Origin of the sequence: Brenneria corticis (assembly GCF_003115855.1) — a bacterium.
GTDB lineage: Bacteria > Pseudomonadota > Gammaproteobacteria > Enterobacterales > Enterobacteriaceae > Brenneria > Brenneria corticis.
In genome coordinates this window covers 301,851-321,390 of sequence record NZ_KZ819073.1, presented here as the reverse complement: position 1 = coordinate 321,390, position 19,540 = coordinate 301,851, and the positions used below count along the sequence as shown (strand labels likewise).

Here is a 19,540-nt window from a genome sequence, read left to right as displayed (position 1 = left end):
AAATCCCCCGCAACATCACTGTATATTTACACAGTATATCAAAATATTTCTCTGTGAATACTGTATAAGCTTATTGTTTTATAACGCGATTAATTTTCGGCCCAATTCCATCCCGGCCATAAATCGTTATCCGTTGATTTTTCGACCTCGTTTAGCTGCCCGTTGACCATACGCAACAGGCGATCTCCCTCTATCGTCAGATTGCCACCCTGCAACAAGATACTGACCTGTTCATTATCTCCACTAAATCCCCTTCCTTTTAACAATTCCGATAATCGTCGCCTGACCCCAGGCGTACAGTTATTGACAGAACTCCAAGGGGCGGCGTCGCCGCCAGAAAAACCCGCCTCCGCTGACGCTTCGGCCAACTTCGGGACAATATTCCATTTAACCAGACGAGTAACGACCTCCGACGCCGCCCCCAGCAGCGGCGAATAAATACCCTGTACACGCTGCACGTCCTCCGCGTATTGGTTGCCCTGCTCGGTGATTTCATAAGCCAGACGCACGACAAGATTGTCGCGTGATACCAATGCCCCGCCCTGCGCCTGGGTGTAAGCCGCCCAATCGCCTACATCAGCCGCCGCAAGCACAGCATCCATTCGAGCATCATCAAGCTGGATATTACGCAGGCGGCGCAGTTCACGATAAACCGTTACCGGCGCACCGCCGATTTGCTGAAACTGGCGGATACGCCAGCGTGACGCCCAGGCGGAAACGGCTTTTGACATATCTTTCAGGCTTTCCCCGGTTTCATCGTCGTTTTCATCGTCCAGGGCAAAGCCATCAATATTTTTTGAAATGTATTTGGCGATATAGCCGGTTGCCGAACCTTTGGCGGGATCGATAGGTTCGACGTGAAAACGCGCCTTTAATGCCTTTTCACTTTGCAGCTCTTCGGAATCTTCAAGACGAGCGTGATAACACATAATGTCGCGCACCTGATCGACGTGTTCAGGCGGCATAAACAGCAACATATGCCAGTGCGGTGTACCGTCGTGATGCGGCTCGACGACGCGAAAACCGAATACGCTGATTTCCTCACGCGATAATGCGGCGCGGATTTTCGCCCACACGCGACAAAGGTACTTTTGCGTGTCTCGCGGGTTAGCGCCATTCCATTGGCTGACGAAACCACCGCCGCTATGTACGGCATGATATTTTGACGGCGCAGTGATGGTGTAGAACTCACCTGCACAGCTCATTTCATTGGCCAGATCTTCAAAGCCGCGCATTCTGACCATCAATTCACAACGGCGTATGGCCGGATTGGCGTTACTACCGTTCACCATATCGTTTAAAGAAACACGCTCGCCGGTTTCAGGATTTTCGAGATCGAACGTTTTAAAAAACTCACGGTTACGCTTTTTTTGTGCAATCCATTCGCCCAGAGTAGTGCGGGAAACATACGCGGATGCCGCCTTTTGCACCTGCCCCACGGCAATGGCCATATGCTCACGTTGCAGAGCGCGGCGGTGCTTGATGCGCACACGCCACCATTCCGGCGACATCATGCGTAATAGACCGGATTCAGCGCTATGCGTTGGCAGCGGCCTGCGACCTTTGACAAACTGCGCCCAGTAAGGCGGCTGTGTACCCGCCTGTAGCGTCAGCCGTCCCAGGTGACGAAATGCCAACAGGGTGATATCCCGCATATCGAGATCGGCAGCATTCTTAATACCGCGCTCGGTATAATCCCTAAAGCTGGCTGCCATAAAATCCGCCAACTGGACGGACAGACGACGGATATCATCGCGATCATAGGTCGGCAACTTTTCCAGATCGTCAGAGAAGGGAAACGGGATATCCCCCGCGGTGAGAAATTTCGTTTGATAACGCGGCAAGACTTTGCGCAGGCGTGGCAATACGCTCTCACCCAACGTACGGCGTAAAAACGTATTGGCGCGGCGGCGGCCTTTGTGTGCATCGGATTTAAACAGGGTTTCATAGCGCTGACCAAAATACTTGGCCAGGTAATCCGGCAGGTCGGCAAAATACGGATGCCGCCAATCATGATCGGTCTTATCTACATGCCAAAGAATGCGCTCAACGTAGCTCACCCCGCCCGGTACACCAGGAGAAAATTGCTCACGCTGCCAATTAAGGGCAGCGTGATAGGCTCCGTTGTGTTCTTCGGTTTGTAAAAGGGGCATATTACTGCCCCATCGTCGCAATCACTTCATCGGCACGGCTGCGGTTACCGTTGGCGCTGATCGTGCGCGGGGCGGTGATATGATGGATTTCAAAGCCAGCGTAGAAACCGGCATCGGCGGCAATCTTGCTGTTAGATGCAATAACCGGACAGCCACTTTTGGCTATATCAGCCAGCTTGGTGGCCAGACGGTATTGATCGTCTTTGGTAAAGCCATCAGTGTGGTATTGGGTGAAATTTGCCGTGTCTGAAACCGGCATATAGGGTGAATCGCAATACACCACATCACCAGCCCGCACCAGTTGCAGTGTTTCGCCAAAGTCACAGCACAAGAATGTTGCCTGCTGCGCTTTTTCAGCGAAAAGACGGATCTCTTTTTCAGGGAAATACGGTGTTTTGTACTTACCATAAGGGACGTTAAATTCACCTCTTTTGTTATACCGGCACACACCGTTAAAGCAATGGCGATTTAGGTATAAGAACAATAGAGATTTACGATAAATATCTATGACAAAATTAAACTCAAGGCGGCTCTGGTAATAGCTATATTCATCATTGAGCATGCCAAACATATGCCGCGCATCAGAAATAAAAGATTCCGGCAGATTTTTAATGCACAGATAAAGGTTGATCAGGTCGGGATTGATATCCGCGATCAGGTATTCGTCATAGTCCGTGTTCAACATGACAGCACAGGAACCGGCAAACGGTTCAACCAGCCGTTTCCCGGCTGGCAAATGTTCACGCAGCGTTTCCATTATGCGGGCTTTGCTGCCCGCCCATTTCAGTGGAGTCGCGTTCACAGCCATGATTCACCTCCAGCGCAGTTCAGTTGTTCCGACTCTTCGCGTAGCAGCTCCACTATCTCCGGCGCACTTAGCCCCTGATTGGCAGCATGAGTAGCCAGCCGATCCAGGCGGCCGGAAATTTTCACCGCCGCATCTTTTCCGGCTTCCTGACGTGCATTGGCCAGAATCGTTTCCAGTGATTCAGACGAGTGAAGCGCTCTTTTCTTTTTGTCCTGACGTATCATTTGCATGGTGTAATTCCTGTTTTCAGGTAATACGAATCCCCGGCCAATTAAGGCTGTGAAAAAGAAATACGTATTACGGGTTAATTAATAGACTGGCTTTCTTTCTGTTCCGTTTCAGGCTCGGAACAACTGACAACAAACACACTTCGCCCGAAATGCCCTGGCTGAAATGCAGCGGTTTTCTCATACATGCGGCGCAAACTTAAAATACCACCCCACAACACACGCCGCTGATTAACGTCAAAATCAGTCCAATTATAGCCAACATGGCTTTTTCCCAGCTTCGGGCGACAATGGAAGATCAGATCTTCGCGTTCGCGCTGCGTGGCTGACTCCCAAAACAATTGCGCCGGGTTATCCGTTCCTGAAATCATGCGCCGCAACGATTTAAGCTGTGCGGGCAATTCCAACACTTCATTTGCAGAAATCATGATTAGCCCCTTAATCCCATCAGACGACGCCACCATGAACGACGCTTAATACGTACATGCGGCAAACGCCCTTTGCCAAACTGGACACGGCAGGCAGACGGTTGCCAGCGTTGGCCATTAGGCAATTCAATCCAGCCGTGACCATGATTCGCCAGTTGCGGCGTGGGCGACTGACCTTTAAGTAAACGAGCGATAGAAATCATATGGTTCCCCTTTACGTTAACGTCTTTTCGCCCAGGTAGCCGCAAACTCTGGCGGATGCGACATCCCATGCGAATACCATTGGTTCGCGTGGATTTTTATAAATTGGTACAGCGGGTAATTGAGGTAATAAACCGCATCGGCCAGCACCTCTAATGATGATAAAACGCTAATCTTGCAATATCCGTTATCATTACCGGCCTCGCGTTGCGCGGGAGGCTGAGATAAAAAGCTGTTCGCCGCATCATCAGCAGCTTGCAGCCATATTTCTGGGTTATGTTGCATCACTATTCCCCCCTCACGCTAAACCCGGCACGGCGCACGAACTCAGTACATCAACGGCTGCGGCCATCATCGGGGTTGATTGGAACCGGGCTTCAACAGAAAGCACAATCAGCGATAGGTTGCGGATCGCGCTGTTTGCCCGGTTGAGAATGGCGTTTTTACGCGCCTGTGACATAGGTACGGTTGATACTGCTTCCCCAGCGATCGCGCCCACATCCGCCGTGGCGCTTAACGCGAACACCGGCACATTGTGTGAACTTGCCTCATTACGTGGTACAGACGGCAGGCAGTTAATCTGCAACAGCACCCCATCCAGCAAGGTGGCATCTTCCGTGTGATCGGTAATGGCCAGCAGTTCATCACACGTTAATCGGTGCGGTTGCTCCGGGTTCAGTTTGTTACGCAATACCTGTGAACGGACACCGACAGCAGATGCGATCTCTTCAAGGTTGTGCGCCAACGCAAACGCTCGGCAAGCGGCATCAAAATGCGGGTGTTTAGAGATTTGATAATCAAACATGGCAGCCCCCTGTTCTCTCTCTCAGAATCGCAATCAGGGATTCAAGGTCACTGAGGCATAGTGGCTTTCGCTGACTGCCCGCAGGAGCAGATCCACCATGTTGATTTCAAGCAGGCCGTTAGCTTTGGATTTACCCGGCTTTAAGACTTTTTTCTTAATGGGCAAGCGGCCATCATTGGCCATTGCTCTGGCCGTAGTCATCTTGGTGCCAGTACGGCGGCAATACTCTTCGAGAGTGATGTACGGCTCAGGAATTGAAATTGTAATGTTCGTGCTCATGATGCAAAATCCTATATTTAGTGTTATTCAGCGTTATATGTTTGCTTTTGAAATCTAGGCAAATACTACGATCGCTTTTGGAATTAGTCAATCACAAGATTGCTTTTGGAATCATATGAATTTAACTAACGGTGGTCGTGCTGCCATTGAACGCCTCGTAGAAGCCTATGGATTTGGTACAAGGCAAGCGCTAAGTGATCACTTGGGCGTGTCAAAAAGTACTCTGGCAACCCGCTACATGCGGGATATATTCCCTTCTGATTGGGTTATCCAATGTGTCTTAGAAACTGGGGTGTCCCTCCAGTGGCTCACTACAGGTAACGGCCCGATGTATGAAGATGGGAAAAACGATATTGTCAGCATTACGCGTTTCAAGTTACAGAACGGTTCTCTTTTGCAATCAAACTATTATTTGTTTGATAAAGCATTCCTGCCGGATGGACTACAAGACCCGATCGTTATTCTTGATAGTAATGTGACCTACATTGCCGATCGTAAGTTTGATGAAGTGACAGACGGCAAGTGGTTAGTTGAAATTGAAGGCAAAACCAGCGTCCGCGATCTGACCCGTATCCCTGTGGGCAAAGTGCGCGTTAGCGGGGTTGGTATGGCGTTTGATTGTGGGTTAGATGAGATAACTGTTTTATCGAAAATAATTATGAATTGTACGAAAATATAAGGATATCGGTATGACTGATAGGAAAATCTTTGTATATGTAAATACAAGAGACATGGTTAAAGTCCAATCAATTGAAGATGTGACAACAAACGGAGATTATTTTCAAGGAACAAGTTTACTTGATGGGGATGAACGTAAGCTAAAAACATTTCGTACCGATAGAGTAATTAAATTTTTCGACTCCATACAAGATGCAGAGAATCACATAAATCAAGGAATTAATTCTGGCGAATTTTATATAAAGAAGCCTAAAGAAGAAACCTTCGATATTTGCTTTACAGGATTTAAAAAAGAAAGATGTGCAGAACTAGAAGAAATGGCATCATCAAAGGATATGGTTGTCAGAAAATCCGTAACCAAGCACTTAAAACTACTCTGCTATGGCTACAATGCAGGGCCAAAAAAAATCAGCGATGCTAGAAACATGGGTATCCTGATTTTCAATGAAGAACAGTTCATGAATTTTATAGAAAGTGGCGAGATTTCAGAATAAATCATAGCAAAGGAATATATAATGCAAGAAAGAAAATTCATATCTGAATCATTATCAAAAATCAGCTACCTTAGAGCCAAAAGTCTAATAAATGAGAATGATTACTATTTACTTAGAAGCCTATTAGATGGAGGTGAATATGGTGAATTTGAAAGAACGATAAAAGCTATATTCAAAGATCATAACATAGACCCTAACATAGCCAGTAATTTTATTGACTCAATCAAAAACCCCAACCTACAAACTAATTCAATATATGAAAATTCGTATAAAGAATCTGAAGAATATGATTCAATAAGTCATATTATAAATACAAAAAAAAGCAACAATCAGTCAGAAAAAGCAAAAGAAGTATTAAAATTAAGATCTGAGATTAGTTATTACAGAAATGCATTTAAAGAAGAACAAGGAAAGTTAAAGAAATTAGATAAAACCCTCTCATCAACAGATGAAGAACTTGTAAAACTAAAAATAGAACATGAGAAATTAAAATCTCAATTACAACAAAGTAGAATTGAAGATAAAATACCTGATTATGTATCTGATGTTAGCGACAAGCTAAGTTCAGATGATCAATTATTCATGGATAAATCAAAAAGGTGGTCAAGAACGGGAATAACATTTGCTTCTATTGCCGTTGGTATTGCTTTATATAGCTTTAAAACGGGGTTCGATTCGATAAACGCTAATAATAATTTAAATATAACTTCAATTCTATACATTTTCTTTAGAGGAATCATAGCAATAGGAATTCTCACCTGGATCTCTCATACATGCTTTCAAATGTCTTCATCATATATTCACGAGTCAATCCTTAGAAAAGATAGACAACACGCTTTGAGCTTCGGTCGGCTATTCCTTCAAATATATGGTGATATGGCCACCAAAGCTGAAGCTATTGAAGTTTTTAAAGATTGGAACAGAACTGGAAACTCAGCTTTCTCTAAGAAAATATCATCCCCACCAAATATAAAAGAATTAATAAACTCAATAAAAAACATGAAAGAGTCAAAAGAAAAAAACGATACAATTGATTGATTTTCACTTATAGAAATCAATGTTTATTTGTTAATAACAAAACGTTTATCACTGATTTTATATACAGTAAAAATACAGTCTTTAGTTAAAAAATAACTGTATGATAAATCAAAAAAACCATTTTTAATCAAAACAAAACAATGAAAAAATCAAACTTTTACTTAGATCTAGACTGGACAAAAGAAACTGAATTTTCCTTAGATGGGGAAAGCGAAACATTAGAAGCTGATTCATTAGATAGACAAAAATATGCAGAATATCTTTATTTTTATTTAAAGGAACAAGGAAATAAAAATACTGTAATAAATTTAAATGCTGAATGGGGAGCAGGGAAAACTTTTTTTATAAAAAGATTATACACATCATTAAATAGACATCACCCTTGTATTTATATTGATGCCTGGAAGCAGGATTTTTCTGATGATGCATTCTTGACTCTATTTTCATCATTAATCAATCAAATTGAATATTACTCAGGTAATTTAGATCGGAAATTAATACGATCAAGCGAATCTATAGGTCGATTTACTAAAGGTATAGTGCCCGAGGTTATCTCTGGATTATTAAAAAAATATGTTGGACTTGAAGATATCTCTGAAATAGCAAAAACAGCATCAACACTAATGCTTGAACAACATAATGAGAAATTAAAATCAATAGTAAAATTAAAGAAAGAGCTTGCTTTCTGGGCTACCCTTAGCTTTAATAAAGGATATACTCCACCTATATTTATATTCATTGATGAACTTGATAGATGCAGGCCAGATTATGCAATTTCGCTATTAGAAATAGTAAAGCATATATTTAGTGTAGAAAACTTTATCTTTATAATTGCTACTGACACTAATCAATTACAGCACTCCATAAAGAATGTATATGGTAACGAGTTTGACGCAAATCTATATCTCAGTAGATTTTTTCATAGACGTTTCTCGCTCCACGCTCCTGACTTAGAAAAAATAACACTAGAGACTATCAAAGATAGATTATCTGACAATTTTGAAAAAATAAAGAATTACACATACCCTAAACCTACGACTATAGAGCAATTTTCTTATAATTGCTCATCAATTCTAAATGCATTCAATCTAAACATTCGTGATTCAAAAAAGAACTTAGATAGATTGTTAGACATATTAACATCAGCCAGGATAAATAAAAAAGCAGACTACACAATGCTTTTAATGTTAATGATAATTCATGATATGGATATTGAGTTGTTTAACGTCATAACTAACAAGTCGCTCAGAAAAAACCCTCTTCCCGATATTATACTTGAAAATAAAAAGCTAAGGAATTTTAATCACGGTGAATTATTTATATTCATAGATAACAGTAAGAATAACACAGGATTGAAAAACTTATTAGGTCCTAGAGAATATTACATGGATAACGACACAATAGAGGAAAAAATAAAAATACCATGTAGAGTATATATTGACGAAGCAATTAAATTCTCAAACACAATGCAAGAAATAAAATCTAAAATTAAAACAGATGAAGGAAATCCCTTATTAAGAGTATCTAATCCTAAAAAAATTTCAGTTACTGAAATGATTCATATACAACAAGCATCTTTGCTGATGAAAGATGTAGATGTAAAAATTTACAAAATAAAAGATTATATTAACTTCATTGAATTATCAGTTTCTTTCGATTAAAAAACCTATTGGACAGTTTATTTTCTCTTTATTAAACATTGATTACTGTTTTTATATACAGTAAAAATACAGTCCTCAGTTAACAGGGGGCTGTATGGCAGTTCGTAAGCAAGTATCAGGAAAATGGCTGTGTGAGTGCTACCCGTACGGACGCGAAGGCAAGCGGGTACGTAAACAGTTTGCCACCAAAGGGGAAGCCGTCGCCTTTGAACGCTTCACGATGGAACAGGCAGAAAACAAACCGTGGACAGCGGAGAAGCGCGATACGCGTAAGCTATCTGACCTGATTAATGTGTGGTATCGCGCCCACGGCATCACACTGAATGATGGCGAAGGCAGAAAGAGTATTCTGGACTGTGCCACCGCTTCATTGGGCGATCCGTTGGGAACCAACTTCACCGCCCGCGATTTTTCTGTTTATCGTGAAAAGCGGCTCAATGGCGAAATATCTCACAATGGCCGTGAGGCAAAAATCAGCCCGACCACCGTTAACCGTGAATTATCGTACTTTAGAGCGCTGTTCAATGAACTGGCGCGGCTGGGCGAATGGAACGCCGCCAACCCGTTAGAAAGCGTGCGACCGTATAAAACATCTGAAAGCGAAATGGCATTCCTGCAAAAAGACCAGATCGCCAGGCTGTTGCACGAATGCGAAGCCAGCAAAGCCAAAGACCTGTTATTGATTGTTAAGCTGTGTTTGTCTACCGGCGCGCGTTGGTCAGAAGCGGAAGAGTTAACCCGCTTTCAACTATCGCCTTACCGCGTGACTTTTACCAAAACCAAAGGCAAGCGCAACCGCACGGTACCGATCAGCGAAACGCTGTATAACTCGCTACCCAAGAGTAACGGGCGATTGTTCAGCGGCTGCTATAACGCATTCAGGAAGGCAATGGAGCGGGCTGATATTGTGCTGCCTGCTGGCCAGTGTTCCCACGTTCTGCGCCACACCTTTGCCAGCCACTTTATGATGAACGGCGGCAACATTCTGGTACTGCAACGCATCCTCGGCCATACCGATATTAAGATGACCATGCGCTATGCCCACTTTAGCCCCAACCACCTGGAGGACGCGCTACGCCTCAATCCACTGGCTTCCTGAGTGGCGACAAAAATGGCGGCAGCGCAAATATTTAATACTGTATAAATAAACATATAAAAATCATAACCCAATGTATTTAATATAATTAATTGATTTCATTAGGTCACTCTACGGATTCTGATTCCGGCATTCCCAGGTTCGAATCCTGGTACCCCAGCCAAATAAAGAAGCCCGCTAACGCGGGCTTTTTTTATATCCGCAAATCAGGCAACCATTAAAGATTGCCGCCCCTCTCCCGGTTAAACGCCTATCGCATACTTCAACGCACGCTGTTTTAATCCGCCGGCGCGCTGCGCGGCCATCAATGCCAGATTGCGCGCCACGCCGAGCGGCGCGAGCGAATTACTGAAAGCGCCGTAGAACAAATCCATGCCGCTTTGCATCAGCAGATTATCCGGCATACGGCGACGCTGGTAACGGCGTAATATCGGCTCCGAGCACCACTCCTCGCCGGCATCGCGGGCATGGGTTAACACCTCCAGTAATGCCTCCACGTCCCGATACCCCAGATTCACCCCCTGCCCGGCCAGCGGATTGATGGTATGCGCCGCATCGCCCAGCAGCGCCAGCCCCGGTCGCACATAGGTTTGCGCATGGCGCCGCACCAAAGGAAAAGAGCCGGCGGCCAGCGCTTTTACCTGTCCCAGCCGTGGCGGAAAGGTCGCCGCAATCTCCTTATCCAACTGGGCGAGCGGCATGGCCTGAAGCTGACGGATGCGCTGCGGGCTGTCATACCACACCAGCGATCCCCAGTGGTCGAACAGCGGCAGAAAGGCGCGCGGCCCGGCGGGCGTAAACTGCTGCCAGGTAACATCCTGCTGGGGGAGCGAAGTCTCCACGCCGATCAGCATACAGGACTGACGATACTGCCAGCCGCTGACGCCAATCCCCGCCCACTGGCGGATCCGGGAGTTGGCGCCGTCAGCGCCTATCACCAGCGACGCCGTCAGGCTCTGTCCGTCATCAAGCTGCAGCCGCCATCCCGCTTCCGTGCGCAGCATGCTTTGCAGACCGCTCGGGCAGTAGCAACGGCAGCGCTCGACCTCATTCAGGGATGACCATAGCGCCAGCTGCAATACCCGGTTTTCCACCATAAAACCCAGCTCGGGTAACCGGATATCCGCCGCATCGAACACCACGCGGGCATTATCCCATTCCCAGGTTTCCAGGCGGCGGTAAGGGGCGCTGCGCATCTGTTGCACCCGCTGCCAGGCGCCAAGCTGTTTCAGCAGGGCGACGGAACCCTGGCCGATCGCCGAAATGCGTAAGTCCGGCGCGCTGGCGGGGTCAAAAGGGACGGGTAACTCCTGCTCGATAACCGCCGCCTGAAAACCATTGCGGGCTAATCCCAATGCAACAGCAGCCCCCACCATTCCGCCCCCGACAACGATCGCATCATAATGCATACTGTTTTATCCCTATCTGGCTATGCTTCTTATCAGCAATATAATAGAAAACAGTGTACTGGATTTCAGGCCGACTTTTTATAACCGCGCTCCGCTTTGCCGGGGGAATGTTTGCGAACTCTGGTCACAACGGCAGCAAAAGATTACAATACGCGCCCCCAATAAAGGGAAAGCTTTCTTACCCGCACTGAGTAATGGCAAGTCGATGACAAAAAAACTGCATATTAAAACCTGGGGCTGTCAGATGAACGAATACGATTCATCGAAGATAGCCGACTTACTGGGAAGTACGCACGGTTATGAACTAACCGAGGTCGCGGAAGAGGCGGATGTTCTGCTGCTGAACACCTGCTCCATCCGTGAAAAAGCGCAGGAAAAGGTCTTCCATCAACTTGGCCGCTGGAGAGCGCTGAAAGAGAACAACCCAGAGCTGATTATCGGCGTTGGCGGCTGCGTGGCTTCGCAGGAAGGGGCGCACATCCGGGATCGCGCGCACTATGTCGACGTCATTTTCGGCCCGCAGACATTACATCGCCTGCCGGAAATGATTAACCACGTGCAGGGCACCCGTAGCCCGATAGTGGATATCAGCTTCCCTGAAATCGAGAAGTTCGACCGGCTGCCGGAACCGAAGGCGGAAGGTCCGACGGCGTTCGTCTCCATTATGGAAGGCTGCAACAAATATTGTACCTACTGCGTCGTGCCTTATACCCGCGGCGAAGAAGTCAGCCGTCCGTGCGATGACGTGCTGTTTGAAATCGCCCAGTTGGCCGCGCAAGGGGTGCGTGAAGTAAACCTGCTGGGGCAGAACGTCAACGCCTACCGCGGCGGCGCCTACAATGGTGAAATCTGCTCATTCGCCGAACTGCTGCGCCTGGTGGCGGCCATCGACGGCATCGACCGTATTCGTTTCACCACCAGCTATCCGATTGAGTTCACAGACGACATCATCAGCGTCTATGAAGACACGCCGGAACTGGTCAGCTTCCTGCATTTGCCGGTACAGAGCGGCTCCGACCGCGTACTGAACATGATGAAGCGTAATCATACCGCGCTGGAATATAAGGCGATCATCCGCAAACTGCGCAACGCACGCCCGGATATTCAGATAAGTTCCGACTTTATCGTCGGCTTCCCCGGCGAAACGCAGGCCGACTTTGAACAAACCATGAAGCTGATCGCCGATGTCAATTTCGATATGAGCTTCAGCTTTATATATTCCGCTCGACCGGGAACGCCGGCGGCGGACATGGTGGACGACGTCACGGAAGAAGAGAAAAAGCAGCGTCTGTACATTTTGCAGGAGCGCATCAGCCAGCAGGCGATGCAATATAGCCGCCGCATGCAGGGCACCATCCAGCGCATTCTGGTGGAAGGCACCTCGCGCAAGAGCGTAATGGAGCTGTCAGGGCGCACGGAGAACAACCGCGTGGTCAACTTTGAAGGCACGCCGGACATGATTGGTAAATTTGTCGATGTGGAAATCGTCGACGTTTACCCCAACTCATTGCGCGGTATTGTGGTGCGCACCGAAGATCAGATGGATCTGCGCGTGCACGAATCCCCTTCCGCGGTGATTGCCCGCACCCGTAAAGAGAACGAAATCGGCGTGGGCATTTACCAGCCCTGATCGTCGAACGAAGCGGGTTGCATCTCCAAACTATGGGTGGCGTTGCCACCCATTGAGGTTGCTGACAAACCTTCCCAACCCCGTCATTCCCGCGGCATTAGGCGGGAATCTCCCCCTGAACCGCAAACAGCCATCGGCTGATTCCCGCCTTCGCGGGAGTGGGCCGCGGAGGAGGATCGTGGTGTATTATGAGCTTTGTCAGCAGATTGCTACTTGCGCCATTTGCCATTAGCGATAAATAATTCATACATGTGGCGCAGCGAAAACTGCGCTATCTGATACAGGTCGTCACGCGGCCTGCCGCTAAAGCCCAAGAGGAATAATTTGAACGTAACGACAAAAGAGATTGCCCTTGAACCCGCAGATAACCAACGCCTGCAAAGCCTCTGCGGCCCGTTTGACGACAACGTTAAACAGCTGGAACGCCGTTTGGGCATTGAGATTAATCGGCAGGATAATAGATTCAAGCTGGTCGGCAAAACGCTCTGCGTAGAGGCCGCAGCCGATATTCTGCACCGTCTGTACGTCGATACCGCTCCGGTGCGCGGCGCCATCGGCGATGTCGAGCCCGAGCAGATTCACCTTGCCATTAAAGAATCGCGCGCGCTGGAACAGTCGGCCGAAAGCGTTCCGGATTACGGCAAAGCGATTAACATCCGCACCAAGCGCGGCGTGATTAAACCGCGTACCCCCAATCAGGCGCAATATATCGCCAACGTGCTGGATCACGACATCACCTTCGGCGTCGGCCCGGCGGGGACGGGGAAAACCTATCTGGCCGTGGCCGCCGCCGTCGACGCCCTCGAACGTCAGGAAATCCGCCGTATTCTGCTGACCCGCCCCGCCGTGGAAGCCGGCGAGAAACTGGGCTTTCTGCCCGGCGATCTGAGCCAGAAGGTCGATCCCTACCTGCGTCCGCTGTATGACGCCCTGTTCGAAATGCTCGGCTTCGAGAAAGTCGAAAAACTGATTGAACGTAATGTGATCGAAGTAGCGCCGTTGGCTTACATGCGTGGCCGTACCCTGAACGATGCGTTTATCATTCTGGATGAAAGCCAGAATACCAGCATTGAGCAAATGAAGATGTTTCTGACCCGCATCGGCTTTAACTCCAAGGCGGTGATCACCGGCGACGTCACGCAGATCGACCTGCCGCGCAACCAGAAATCGGGCCTGCGTCACGCCATCGAGGTACTGGCCGACGTCGAGGAAATCAGCTTTAATTTCTTCAGCAGCGAAGACGTGGTGCGCCACCCGGTGGTGGCCCGAATCGTCAATGCCTATGAAGCCTGGGAGATTGCCGACCAGAAACGCAAAGACGCGCTGGCGGAACAACGCAAACGGGAAGCGCAGTCGGCCGCAGAGCAGGAACGCAAATGAGCCAGGTCATTCTCGATTTACAAATCGCCAGCGAGCAGACCCAGGGCCTGCCTGATGAAAAGGATTTCCAACGCTGGCTGGATGGGGTGCTGCCCCAGTTTCAGGCGGTTTCAGAGGTGACCATCCGCATCGTGGACGAGGCGGAAAGCCGCCACCTGAATCACACCTACCGGGGTAAAGACAAGCCGACCAACGTGCTCTCTTTCCCGTTTGAAGCGCCGCCGGAAGTGGAGCTTCCCCTGCTGGGGGATTTAATCATCTGCCGTCAGGTGGTGGAACAGGAAGCGGCCGAGCAGGAAAAGACGCCGGAGGAGCACTGGGCACATATGGTTGTCCATGGTAGTCTGCATCTGCTAGGGTATGACCATATCGAAGACAGCGAAGCCGAAGAGATGGAGGCGCTGGAAACGGAGATTATGCAAAATATGGGGTATGCCGATCCCTATCTTGCGGAAAAAGACGGCCTTGCCGATTAAATAGCCAATTTGATTTTACGCAATTGCTTATTTCCACGTCAGTCAGGCTGCATCATGTTACTCTCAACCTGCTGATAATTATTCATTAACATGAGTGATATTCACTAAAACGCCATGAGCGACGACCATTCTCAAAACAGCGATAGCCCCAGTCCCAAGAAGGGTTTCTTTTCCCTTATTCTCAATCAGCTTTTTCACGGTGAACCGAAAGATCGCAACGATCTGCTGACGCTTATCCGTGATTCGGAACAGAACGATCTGATTGATCCGGAAACCCGCGATATGCTCGAGGGCGTGATGGATATCGCCGAGCAACGCGTGCGCGATATCATGATCCCGCGTTCGCAGATGATTACCCTGAAACACAATCAAACGCTGGAAGAGTGCCTGGATGTCATTATCGAATCCGCCCATTCCCGTTTTCCCGTCATCAGCGAAGATAAAGATCATATCGAAGGGATCCTGATGGCCAAAGACCTGCTGCCGTTTATGCGCAGCGATTCCGAGCCGTTCAGCATGGATAAAGTGCTGCGCTCCGCGGTGGTGGTGCCGGAAAGCAAACGCGTCGACCGGATGCTGAACGAATTCCGCTCTCTGCGCTATCACATGGCCATCGTGATTGACGAATTTGGCGGCGTTTCCGGTCTGGTCACCATTGAAGACATTCTTGAATTGATCGTCGGCGAGATTGAAGACGAATACGACGACGAGGAAGACCGCGATATTCGCCAGCTCAACCGCAACACCTATACCGTGCGCGCGCTCACCGACATTGAAGACTTCAATGAAGCGTTCGGCACGCAGTTCAGCGACGAAGAGGTCGATACCATCGGCGGTTTAATCATGCAGTCTTTCGGCCACCTGCCCGCCCGCGGGGAAACCATCGAAATAGAAGGTTACCTGTTTAAAGTCGCCATGGCCGACAGCCGCCGTATCATTCAGGTACACGTCAGAATCCCTGACAACGCGCCTCAACCGCAACTGGAAGACTAATTTGACAATGGCCGTCCTCTCTTTACTGCAACGCCAGCAGGTTCGCGTCCTGCTGGCGCTCTTGTTTGGCGCCTGCGGCACATTGGCGTTTTCTCCGTTTGATATCTGGCCGGCGGCGCCGCTCGCCTTGATGGGATTGCAGGCCCTGCTGCTGAATCGAACCGTACGCCAGTCAGCCTGGATCGGCTTCAGCTGGGGATTCGGCCTGTTCGGCAGCGGCGTAAACTGGGTTTACGTCAGTATTGCCCAGTTCGGCGGCATGCCCGAGCCGGTCAACGTCGCGCTGGTGGTGCTGCTGGCCGCCTATCTGGCGCTCTACCCGTTGCTGTTTTCCGTTCTGCTGGCGCGTTTGTGGCCCAAAACCACCTGGTGGCGCCTGGCGATCGCCGCGCCCGTGCTGTGGCAGGTGACCGAATTTCTGCGCGGCTGGGTGCTCACCGGTTTTCCGTGGCTGCAGTTCGGCTACAGCCAGATTAACGGCCCGCTGAAAGGGATCGCGCCAATTCTGGGCGTCGACGCCATTACCTTCCTGCTGGTGAGCATCAGCGGCCTGCTGGTTTTCGCCCTGCATCAACGCCGTATCGGCCCTGCGGTTATCGCCCTGGCGCTGCTGGCCTTGCCATGGTCGCTGCGCAATATTCAATGGTATGACCTGCGGCCGGAACGCGCGGTAAATGTCGCGCTGGTGCAGGGCAATATCCCTCAGGAGCTGAAATGGAACCCGGAACAGCTGCAGAGTACGCTGAGAACCTATCTGGATAACAGCCTGCCTTATATGGATAAGGCGCCGATTATCATCTGGCCCGAATCGGCCATTCCGGACATCGAGGTACGCCAGGGCCCTTACCTTACGCGGCTCGATGAGCTGCTGCGCAGCCACAATAGCCGCCTGGTAACCGGTATTGTCGACTCGCGTCGCAATGGATCTCTGTTTGATGATTACAACAGCATTATCGTGCTGGGCGATAAAACCCCTTACCACTATCCGACCGCGAACCGTTACAACAAGCATCATCTGGTGCCGTTTGGCGAATTTGTTCCGCTGGAAACGCTGTTGCGCCCGCTGGCACCGCTTTTCGATTTACCGATGTCCTCTTTCAGCCGCGGCAATTACATCCAGCCGCAGCTGGACATTAACGGCCATAAGCTGACCCCGGCCATCTGCTACGAAATTATCCTGGGCCAGCAGATGCGGGATAACTTCCGTGAAGACACGGATATGCTGTTGACCATTTCGAACGACGCCTGGTTCGGCCACTCCATCGGGCCGTGGCAGCACTTCCAGATGGCGCGGATGCGCGCGCTGGAGTTGGGCCGTCCTTTGGTGCGCGGCACCAACAACGGCGTTACCGCCGTGATCTCCCCTGACGGCGCCATCAGCGCCAGCCTGCCGCAGTTTACCCGCGCGGTGCTGGATACCCAGGTCGTTCCCGCTTCCGGTCTCACCCCCTACGCCCGGTTCGGCTCCTGGCCGCTATGGGTTATCAGCCTGCTGTGCGGTTTTATCGCCATTATCTTCAGCCTGCGTCGCCGTTAACCCCCCTCTCCCCGCAGACTTCACGCCGAAGGCATGTTAACCCATGCCTTGAGGCATTCATTGGCACGATCTTTGCCTCTTAATATCTTGTAAATGATTGTCGCAACGTTTTTTTGCGGTTTTGCTGCGGAAGCGCCCATGTTTGGGGCAAGCAATGCACTAAATAGGTGCGATGCAATTTTTATGCTGCTCTTTGGTGCGCAGTAACTCGCAAAAAACAAACATTTTCACATCAATCTATTTACAATGAGCTATTTTTTAACAGTATACGCCGTTACTTCGCTCTTTAGCGGTGCATGATTTTTGTACCGCAGAGCGGAACGGCATCACTGATTTAGCGGCACAGCGCTAGATCGACAACAACAAGATCGACCATGACAGATCCACAGCTATAGATCTGCAACTACAGCGCCATCACTACAGCAAAGGAGTTAGAACATGCAAATGCGTAAACTGGCACTATCACTGCTTCTGCTTGGTACTACAGCCAGTCTGGCGGCTCAGGCCGAAGAATTGGCGGGTACGCTGAAAAAAGTAAAAGACAATGGCGTTATCGTTATCGGCCATCGCGAGTCATCCGTTCCTTTTTCTTACTACGATAACCAGCAAAAAGTCGTCGGTTATTCTCAGGCCTACGCCGATAAAATCGTCGAAGCCGTTAAGCAGAAGATAGATGCGCCTAATCTGCAGGTTAAATTGTTGCCTATCACCTCGCAAAACCGTATTCCGCTCTTGCAGAACGGCACCTTCGATCTGGAATGCGGCTCAACGACCAACAACCTTGAACGACAGAAACAGGCCGCTTTCTCTAATACGATTTTCGTTGTCGGCACCCGTTTGTTGACCAAAAAAGATTCCGGCATCAAAGACTTCCCGGATCTGGCGGGTAAAACCGTGGTGGTAACCTCCGGCACCACGTCCGAGGTTCTGCTCAATAAGCTGAACGAAGAGAAACAGCTGAAATTGCGCATCATCAGCGCCAAAGACCACGGCGACTCTTTCCGCACGCTGGAAAGCGGCCGCGCGGTGGCCTTTATGATGGATGACGCCTTGCTGGCGGGCGAACGCGCCAAAGCCAAAAATGCCGGTCAGTGGGAAATCGTCGGCACCGCGCAATCGGAAGAAGCCTACGGCTGTATGCTGCGTAAAGACGATCCGCAATTCAAAAAACTGGTTGATGACACCATCGCTGAAGTACAGACCTCCGGCGAAGCCGAAAAATGGTTTGATCGCTGGTTCAAACAACCGATCCCGCCAAGAGATCTCAATCTGAGCTTCGAGCTTTCCGACGAAATGAAAGCCCTGTTCAAGGCGCCGAATGATAAGGCTTTAAACTAATTAATAATGAGAATTAAGGGCAGACATCAGAAATACCTGCCCTATGATTGCTGATTCGCGGCAGGACAGACAGATAGGCATGCGGTGGTCGTTCCCCACCGCATGTTAATTGCCGCTCATCAATCTTCAGGGTAGCCTCGCTACCTTTTTTTACCGGAGTTTGTTATGTCAATAGATTGGAACTGGGGCATATTTCTGCAAGCGGCCCCTTTCGGTAATACCACCTATCTCGGGTGGATATTGTCCGGCCTGCAAGTGACGATCGCATTATCCATATGCGCTTGGCTCATCGCGTTTTTTCTTGGATCCCTGTTTGGTATTTTACGTACCGTCCCCAATCGCTTTCTGGCGGGAATTGGTACCTGCTACGTTGAGTTATTCCGTAACGTACCGCTGATCGTGCAATTTTTTACCTGGTATCTGGTGGTGCCGGAACTGTTGCCGGTCGATATCGGTATGTGGTTTAAAGCCGAGCTCGATCCCAATATCCAGTTCTTTGTCTCTTCAATGGTATGTCTGGGGTTATTTACCGCGGCCCGGGTATGCGAACAGGTGCGGGCGGGCATCCAGTCGTTGCCGCGCGGTCAGCAGGCCGCGGGGTTGGCAATGGGACTCACGCTGCCGCAGACCTACCGTTACGTTTTATTGCCCAACGCCTATCGCGTTATTGTTCCGCCGTTAACCTCGGAAATGCTTAACCTGGTCAAAAACTCCGCCATCGCCTCGACCATCGGGCTGGTGGATATGGCGGCGCAGGCCGGGAAACTGCTGGATTACTCCGCTCATGCCTATGAGTCTTTCACCGCGATCACGCTGGCCTATGTCGGTATTAACGCCATCATTATGTTGATCATGCAGGTGGTAGAGCAGAAAACCCGTTTGCCGGGCAATATGGGGAGCAAATAAGCC

Annotated in this window: 21 protein-coding genes; 12 read left to right on the top strand and 9 right to left on the bottom strand. The window is 49.2% G+C overall.

The features are described from left to right. Positions 1 to 89: 89 nt before the first annotated feature. From DDT56_RS04970 to DDT56_RS04935, 8 genes are all read right to left on the bottom strand, one after another. Complete coding sequence (locus tag DDT56_RS04970) at positions 90 to 2,153, bottom strand: replication endonuclease (protein ID WP_136165383.1); 2,064 nt, start codon at positions 2,151 to 2,153, stop codon at positions 90 to 92. A 1-nt stretch (position 2,154) separates the two neighbouring features. Then, positions 2,155 to 2,961: a Dam family site-specific DNA-(adenine-N6)-methyltransferase gene (locus DDT56_RS04965; RefSeq protein ID WP_136165382.1), complete on the bottom strand. Its 807-nt coding sequence runs from the start codon at positions 2,959 to 2,961 to the stop codon at positions 2,155 to 2,157. Beyond that, entirely contained in the window at positions 2,952 to 3,191 is a 240-nt protein-coding gene (locus tag DDT56_RS04960) for a DUF2732 family protein (RefSeq protein WP_246856722.1), read from the bottom strand. Before DDT56_RS04960 ends, DDT56_RS04965 begins: the two co-directional genes overlap by 10 nt. A 74-nt stretch (positions 3,192 to 3,265) precedes the next feature. Then, entirely contained in the window at positions 3,266 to 3,616 is a 351-nt protein-coding gene (locus DDT56_RS04955) for a methionine adenosyltransferase (RefSeq protein ID WP_136165381.1), read from the bottom strand. Between the two features lie 2 nt (positions 3,617 to 3,618). Then, positions 3,619 to 3,819 (bottom strand): phage filamentation protein Fil family protein, encoded by a 201-nt coding sequence (locus tag DDT56_RS04950; protein ID WP_136165380.1) that lies wholly within the window; start codon positions 3,817 to 3,819, stop codon positions 3,619 to 3,621. 16 nt (positions 3,820 to 3,835) lie between these two features. Further along, positions 3,836 to 4,102: a hypothetical protein gene (locus DDT56_RS04945; protein WP_136165379.1), complete on the bottom strand. Its 267-nt coding sequence runs from the start codon at positions 4,100 to 4,102 to the stop codon at positions 3,836 to 3,838. Between the two features lie 13 nt (positions 4,103 to 4,115). After that, complete coding sequence (locus DDT56_RS04940) at positions 4,116 to 4,622, bottom strand: phage regulatory CII family protein (RefSeq protein WP_136165378.1); 507 nt, start codon at positions 4,620 to 4,622, stop codon at positions 4,116 to 4,118. A 33-nt stretch (positions 4,623 to 4,655) separates the two neighbouring features. Next, a complete protein-coding gene (locus DDT56_RS04935; protein WP_136165377.1) occupies positions 4,656 to 4,901 on the bottom strand; it encodes a regulator in 246 nt (81 codons plus the stop codon). A 115-nt stretch (positions 4,902 to 5,016) separates the two neighbouring features. On the opposite strand from DDT56_RS04935, the gene DDT56_RS04930 reads away from it, so the two are divergent. From DDT56_RS04930 to DDT56_RS04910, 5 genes are all read left to right on the top strand, one after another. Further along, complete coding sequence (locus DDT56_RS04930) at positions 5,017 to 5,580, top strand: phage repressor protein CI (protein WP_136165376.1); 564 nt, start codon at positions 5,017 to 5,019, stop codon at positions 5,578 to 5,580. A 10-nt stretch (positions 5,581 to 5,590) separates the two neighbouring features. Next, positions 5,591 to 6,073, top strand: a complete 483-nt coding sequence (locus DDT56_RS04925) for a BRCT domain-containing protein (protein WP_136165375.1) — start codon at positions 5,591 to 5,593, stop codon at positions 6,071 to 6,073. Between the two features lie 21 nt (positions 6,074 to 6,094). Continuing rightward, positions 6,095 to 7,111 carry a hypothetical protein gene (locus DDT56_RS24755; RefSeq protein ID WP_246856721.1) on the top strand — a complete coding sequence of 339 codons (1,017 nt, stop codon included), beginning with the start codon at positions 6,095 to 6,097 and terminating at the stop codon, positions 7,109 to 7,111. A gap of 140 nt (positions 7,112 to 7,251) precedes the next feature. Beyond that, entirely contained in the window at positions 7,252 to 8,772 is a 1,521-nt protein-coding gene (locus DDT56_RS04915; RefSeq protein ID WP_136165374.1) for a KAP family P-loop NTPase fold protein, read from the top strand. 94 nt (positions 8,773 to 8,866) lie between these two features. After that, positions 8,867 to 9,871 carry a phage integrase gene (locus tag DDT56_RS04910; protein ID WP_136165373.1) on the top strand — a complete coding sequence of 335 codons (1,005 nt, stop codon included), beginning with the start codon at positions 8,867 to 8,869 and terminating at the stop codon, positions 9,869 to 9,871. Positions 9,872 to 10,110: 239 nt separating this feature from the next. Here the strand turns inward: DDT56_RS04910 and ubiF are convergent, their stop codons facing one another. Further along, positions 10,111 to 11,277, bottom strand: coding sequence for a 3-demethoxyubiquinol 3-hydroxylase (gene ubiF, locus DDT56_RS04905; protein WP_136165372.1), 1,167 nt, complete (start codon positions 11,275 to 11,277; stop codon positions 10,111 to 10,113). A 205-nt stretch (positions 11,278 to 11,482) separates the two neighbouring features. Here ubiF and miaB point away from each other — a divergent pair, with 205 nt between their 5' ends. The 7 genes from miaB to DDT56_RS04870 all read left to right on the top strand — a co-directional run bounded on the left by miaB (position 11,483) and on the right by DDT56_RS04870 (position 19,537). Continuing rightward, positions 11,483 to 12,907, top strand: a complete 1,425-nt coding sequence (gene miaB, locus DDT56_RS04900) for a tRNA (N6-isopentenyl adenosine(37)-C2)-methylthiotransferase MiaB (RefSeq protein ID WP_136165371.1) — start codon at positions 11,483 to 11,485, stop codon at positions 12,905 to 12,907. Between the two features lie 324 nt (positions 12,908 to 13,231). After that, positions 13,232 to 14,287 carry a PhoH family protein gene (locus DDT56_RS04895; RefSeq protein ID WP_136165370.1) on the top strand — a complete coding sequence of 352 codons (1,056 nt, stop codon included), beginning with the start codon at positions 13,232 to 13,234 and terminating at the stop codon, positions 14,285 to 14,287. Beyond that, positions 14,284 to 14,763, top strand: a complete 480-nt coding sequence (gene ybeY, locus DDT56_RS04890) for an rRNA maturation RNase YbeY (protein ID WP_136165369.1) — start codon at positions 14,284 to 14,286, stop codon at positions 14,761 to 14,763. Before DDT56_RS04895 ends, ybeY begins: the two co-directional genes overlap by 4 nt. 114 nt (positions 14,764 to 14,877) lie before the next feature. Beyond that, positions 14,878 to 15,756, top strand: coding sequence for a CNNM family magnesium/cobalt transport protein CorC (gene corC, locus DDT56_RS04885; protein WP_136165368.1), 879 nt, complete (start codon positions 14,878 to 14,880; stop codon positions 15,754 to 15,756). A gap of 7 nt (positions 15,757 to 15,763) precedes the next feature. Beyond that, on the top strand, positions 15,764 to 17,293 hold the full coding sequence (gene lnt / locus DDT56_RS04880; RefSeq protein ID WP_136165417.1) for an apolipoprotein N-acyltransferase: 1,530 nt from the start codon (positions 15,764 to 15,766) through the stop codon (positions 17,291 to 17,293). A gap of 438 nt (positions 17,294 to 17,731) precedes the next feature. Further along, the gene (locus DDT56_RS04875; protein ID WP_136165367.1) at positions 17,732 to 18,631 is read left to right on the top strand and encodes a glutamate/aspartate ABC transporter substrate-binding protein; all 900 of its coding nucleotides are present in this window, start codon (positions 17,732 to 17,734) and stop codon (positions 18,629 to 18,631) included. Positions 18,632 to 18,796: 165 nt separating this feature from the next. After that, positions 18,797 to 19,537, top strand: a complete 741-nt coding sequence (locus DDT56_RS04870; RefSeq protein WP_009113809.1) for an amino acid ABC transporter permease — start codon at positions 18,797 to 18,799, stop codon at positions 19,535 to 19,537. Positions 19,538 to 19,540: the final 3 nt, after the last annotated feature.

What these genes read in the sequence shown, in the direction of transcription:
- DDT56_RS04945 (WP_136165379.1), bottom strand. Translation starts at nt 4,102, where the DNA reads ATGCAACATAACCCAGAAATATGGCTGCAAGCTGCTGATGATGCGGCG.
- DDT56_RS04870 (WP_009113809.1), top strand. Translation starts at nt 18,797, where the DNA reads ATGTCAATAGATTGGAACTGGGGCATATTTCTGCAAGCGGCCCCTTTC.
- ubiF (WP_136165372.1), bottom strand. Translation starts at nt 11,277, where the DNA reads ATGCATTATGATGCGATCGTTGTCGGGGGCGGAATGGTGGGGGCTGCT.
- DDT56_RS04910 (WP_136165373.1), top strand. Translation starts at nt 8,867, where the DNA reads ATGGCAGTTCGTAAGCAAGTATCAGGAAAATGGCTGTGTGAGTGCTAC.
- lnt (WP_136165417.1), top strand. Translation starts at nt 15,764, where the DNA reads ATGGCCGTCCTCTCTTTACTGCAACGCCAGCAGGTTCGCGTCCTGCTG.
- DDT56_RS24755 (WP_246856721.1), top strand. Translation starts at nt 6,095, where the DNA reads ATGCAAGAAAGAAAATTCATATCTGAATCATTATCAAAAATCAGCTAC.
- DDT56_RS04875 (WP_136165367.1), top strand. Translation starts at nt 17,732, where the DNA reads ATGCAAATGCGTAAACTGGCACTATCACTGCTTCTGCTTGGTACTACA.
- ybeY (WP_136165369.1), top strand. Translation starts at nt 14,284, where the DNA reads ATGAGCCAGGTCATTCTCGATTTACAAATCGCCAGCGAGCAGACCCAG.
- DDT56_RS04955 (WP_136165381.1), bottom strand. Translation starts at nt 3,616, where the DNA reads ATGATTTCTGCAAATGAAGTGTTGGAATTGCCCGCACAGCTTAAATCG.
- DDT56_RS04960 (WP_246856722.1), bottom strand. Translation starts at nt 3,191, where the DNA reads ATGCAAATGATACGTCAGGACAAAAAGAAAAGAGCGCTTCACTCGTCT.
- DDT56_RS04925 (WP_136165375.1), top strand. Translation starts at nt 5,591, where the DNA reads ATGACTGATAGGAAAATCTTTGTATATGTAAATACAAGAGACATGGTT.
- miaB (WP_136165371.1), top strand. Translation starts at nt 11,483, where the DNA reads ATGACAAAAAAACTGCATATTAAAACCTGGGGCTGTCAGATGAACGAA.
- DDT56_RS04915 (WP_136165374.1), top strand. Translation starts at nt 7,252, where the DNA reads ATGAAAAAATCAAACTTTTACTTAGATCTAGACTGGACAAAAGAAACT.
- DDT56_RS04965 (WP_136165382.1), bottom strand. Translation starts at nt 2,961, where the DNA reads ATGGCTGTGAACGCGACTCCACTGAAATGGGCGGGCAGCAAAGCCCGC.
- DDT56_RS04970 (WP_136165383.1), bottom strand. Translation starts at nt 2,153, where the DNA reads ATGCCCCTTTTACAAACCGAAGAACACAACGGAGCCTATCACGCTGCC.
- corC (WP_136165368.1), top strand. Translation starts at nt 14,878, where the DNA reads ATGAGCGACGACCATTCTCAAAACAGCGATAGCCCCAGTCCCAAGAAG.
- DDT56_RS04940 (WP_136165378.1), bottom strand. Translation starts at nt 4,622, where the DNA reads ATGTTTGATTATCAAATCTCTAAACACCCGCATTTTGATGCCGCTTGC.
- DDT56_RS04935 (WP_136165377.1), bottom strand. Translation starts at nt 4,901, where the DNA reads ATGAGCACGAACATTACAATTTCAATTCCTGAGCCGTACATCACTCTC.
- DDT56_RS04930 (WP_136165376.1), top strand. Translation starts at nt 5,017, where the DNA reads ATGAATTTAACTAACGGTGGTCGTGCTGCCATTGAACGCCTCGTAGAA.
- DDT56_RS04950 (WP_136165380.1), bottom strand. Translation starts at nt 3,819, where the DNA reads ATGATTTCTATCGCTCGTTTACTTAAAGGTCAGTCGCCCACGCCGCAA.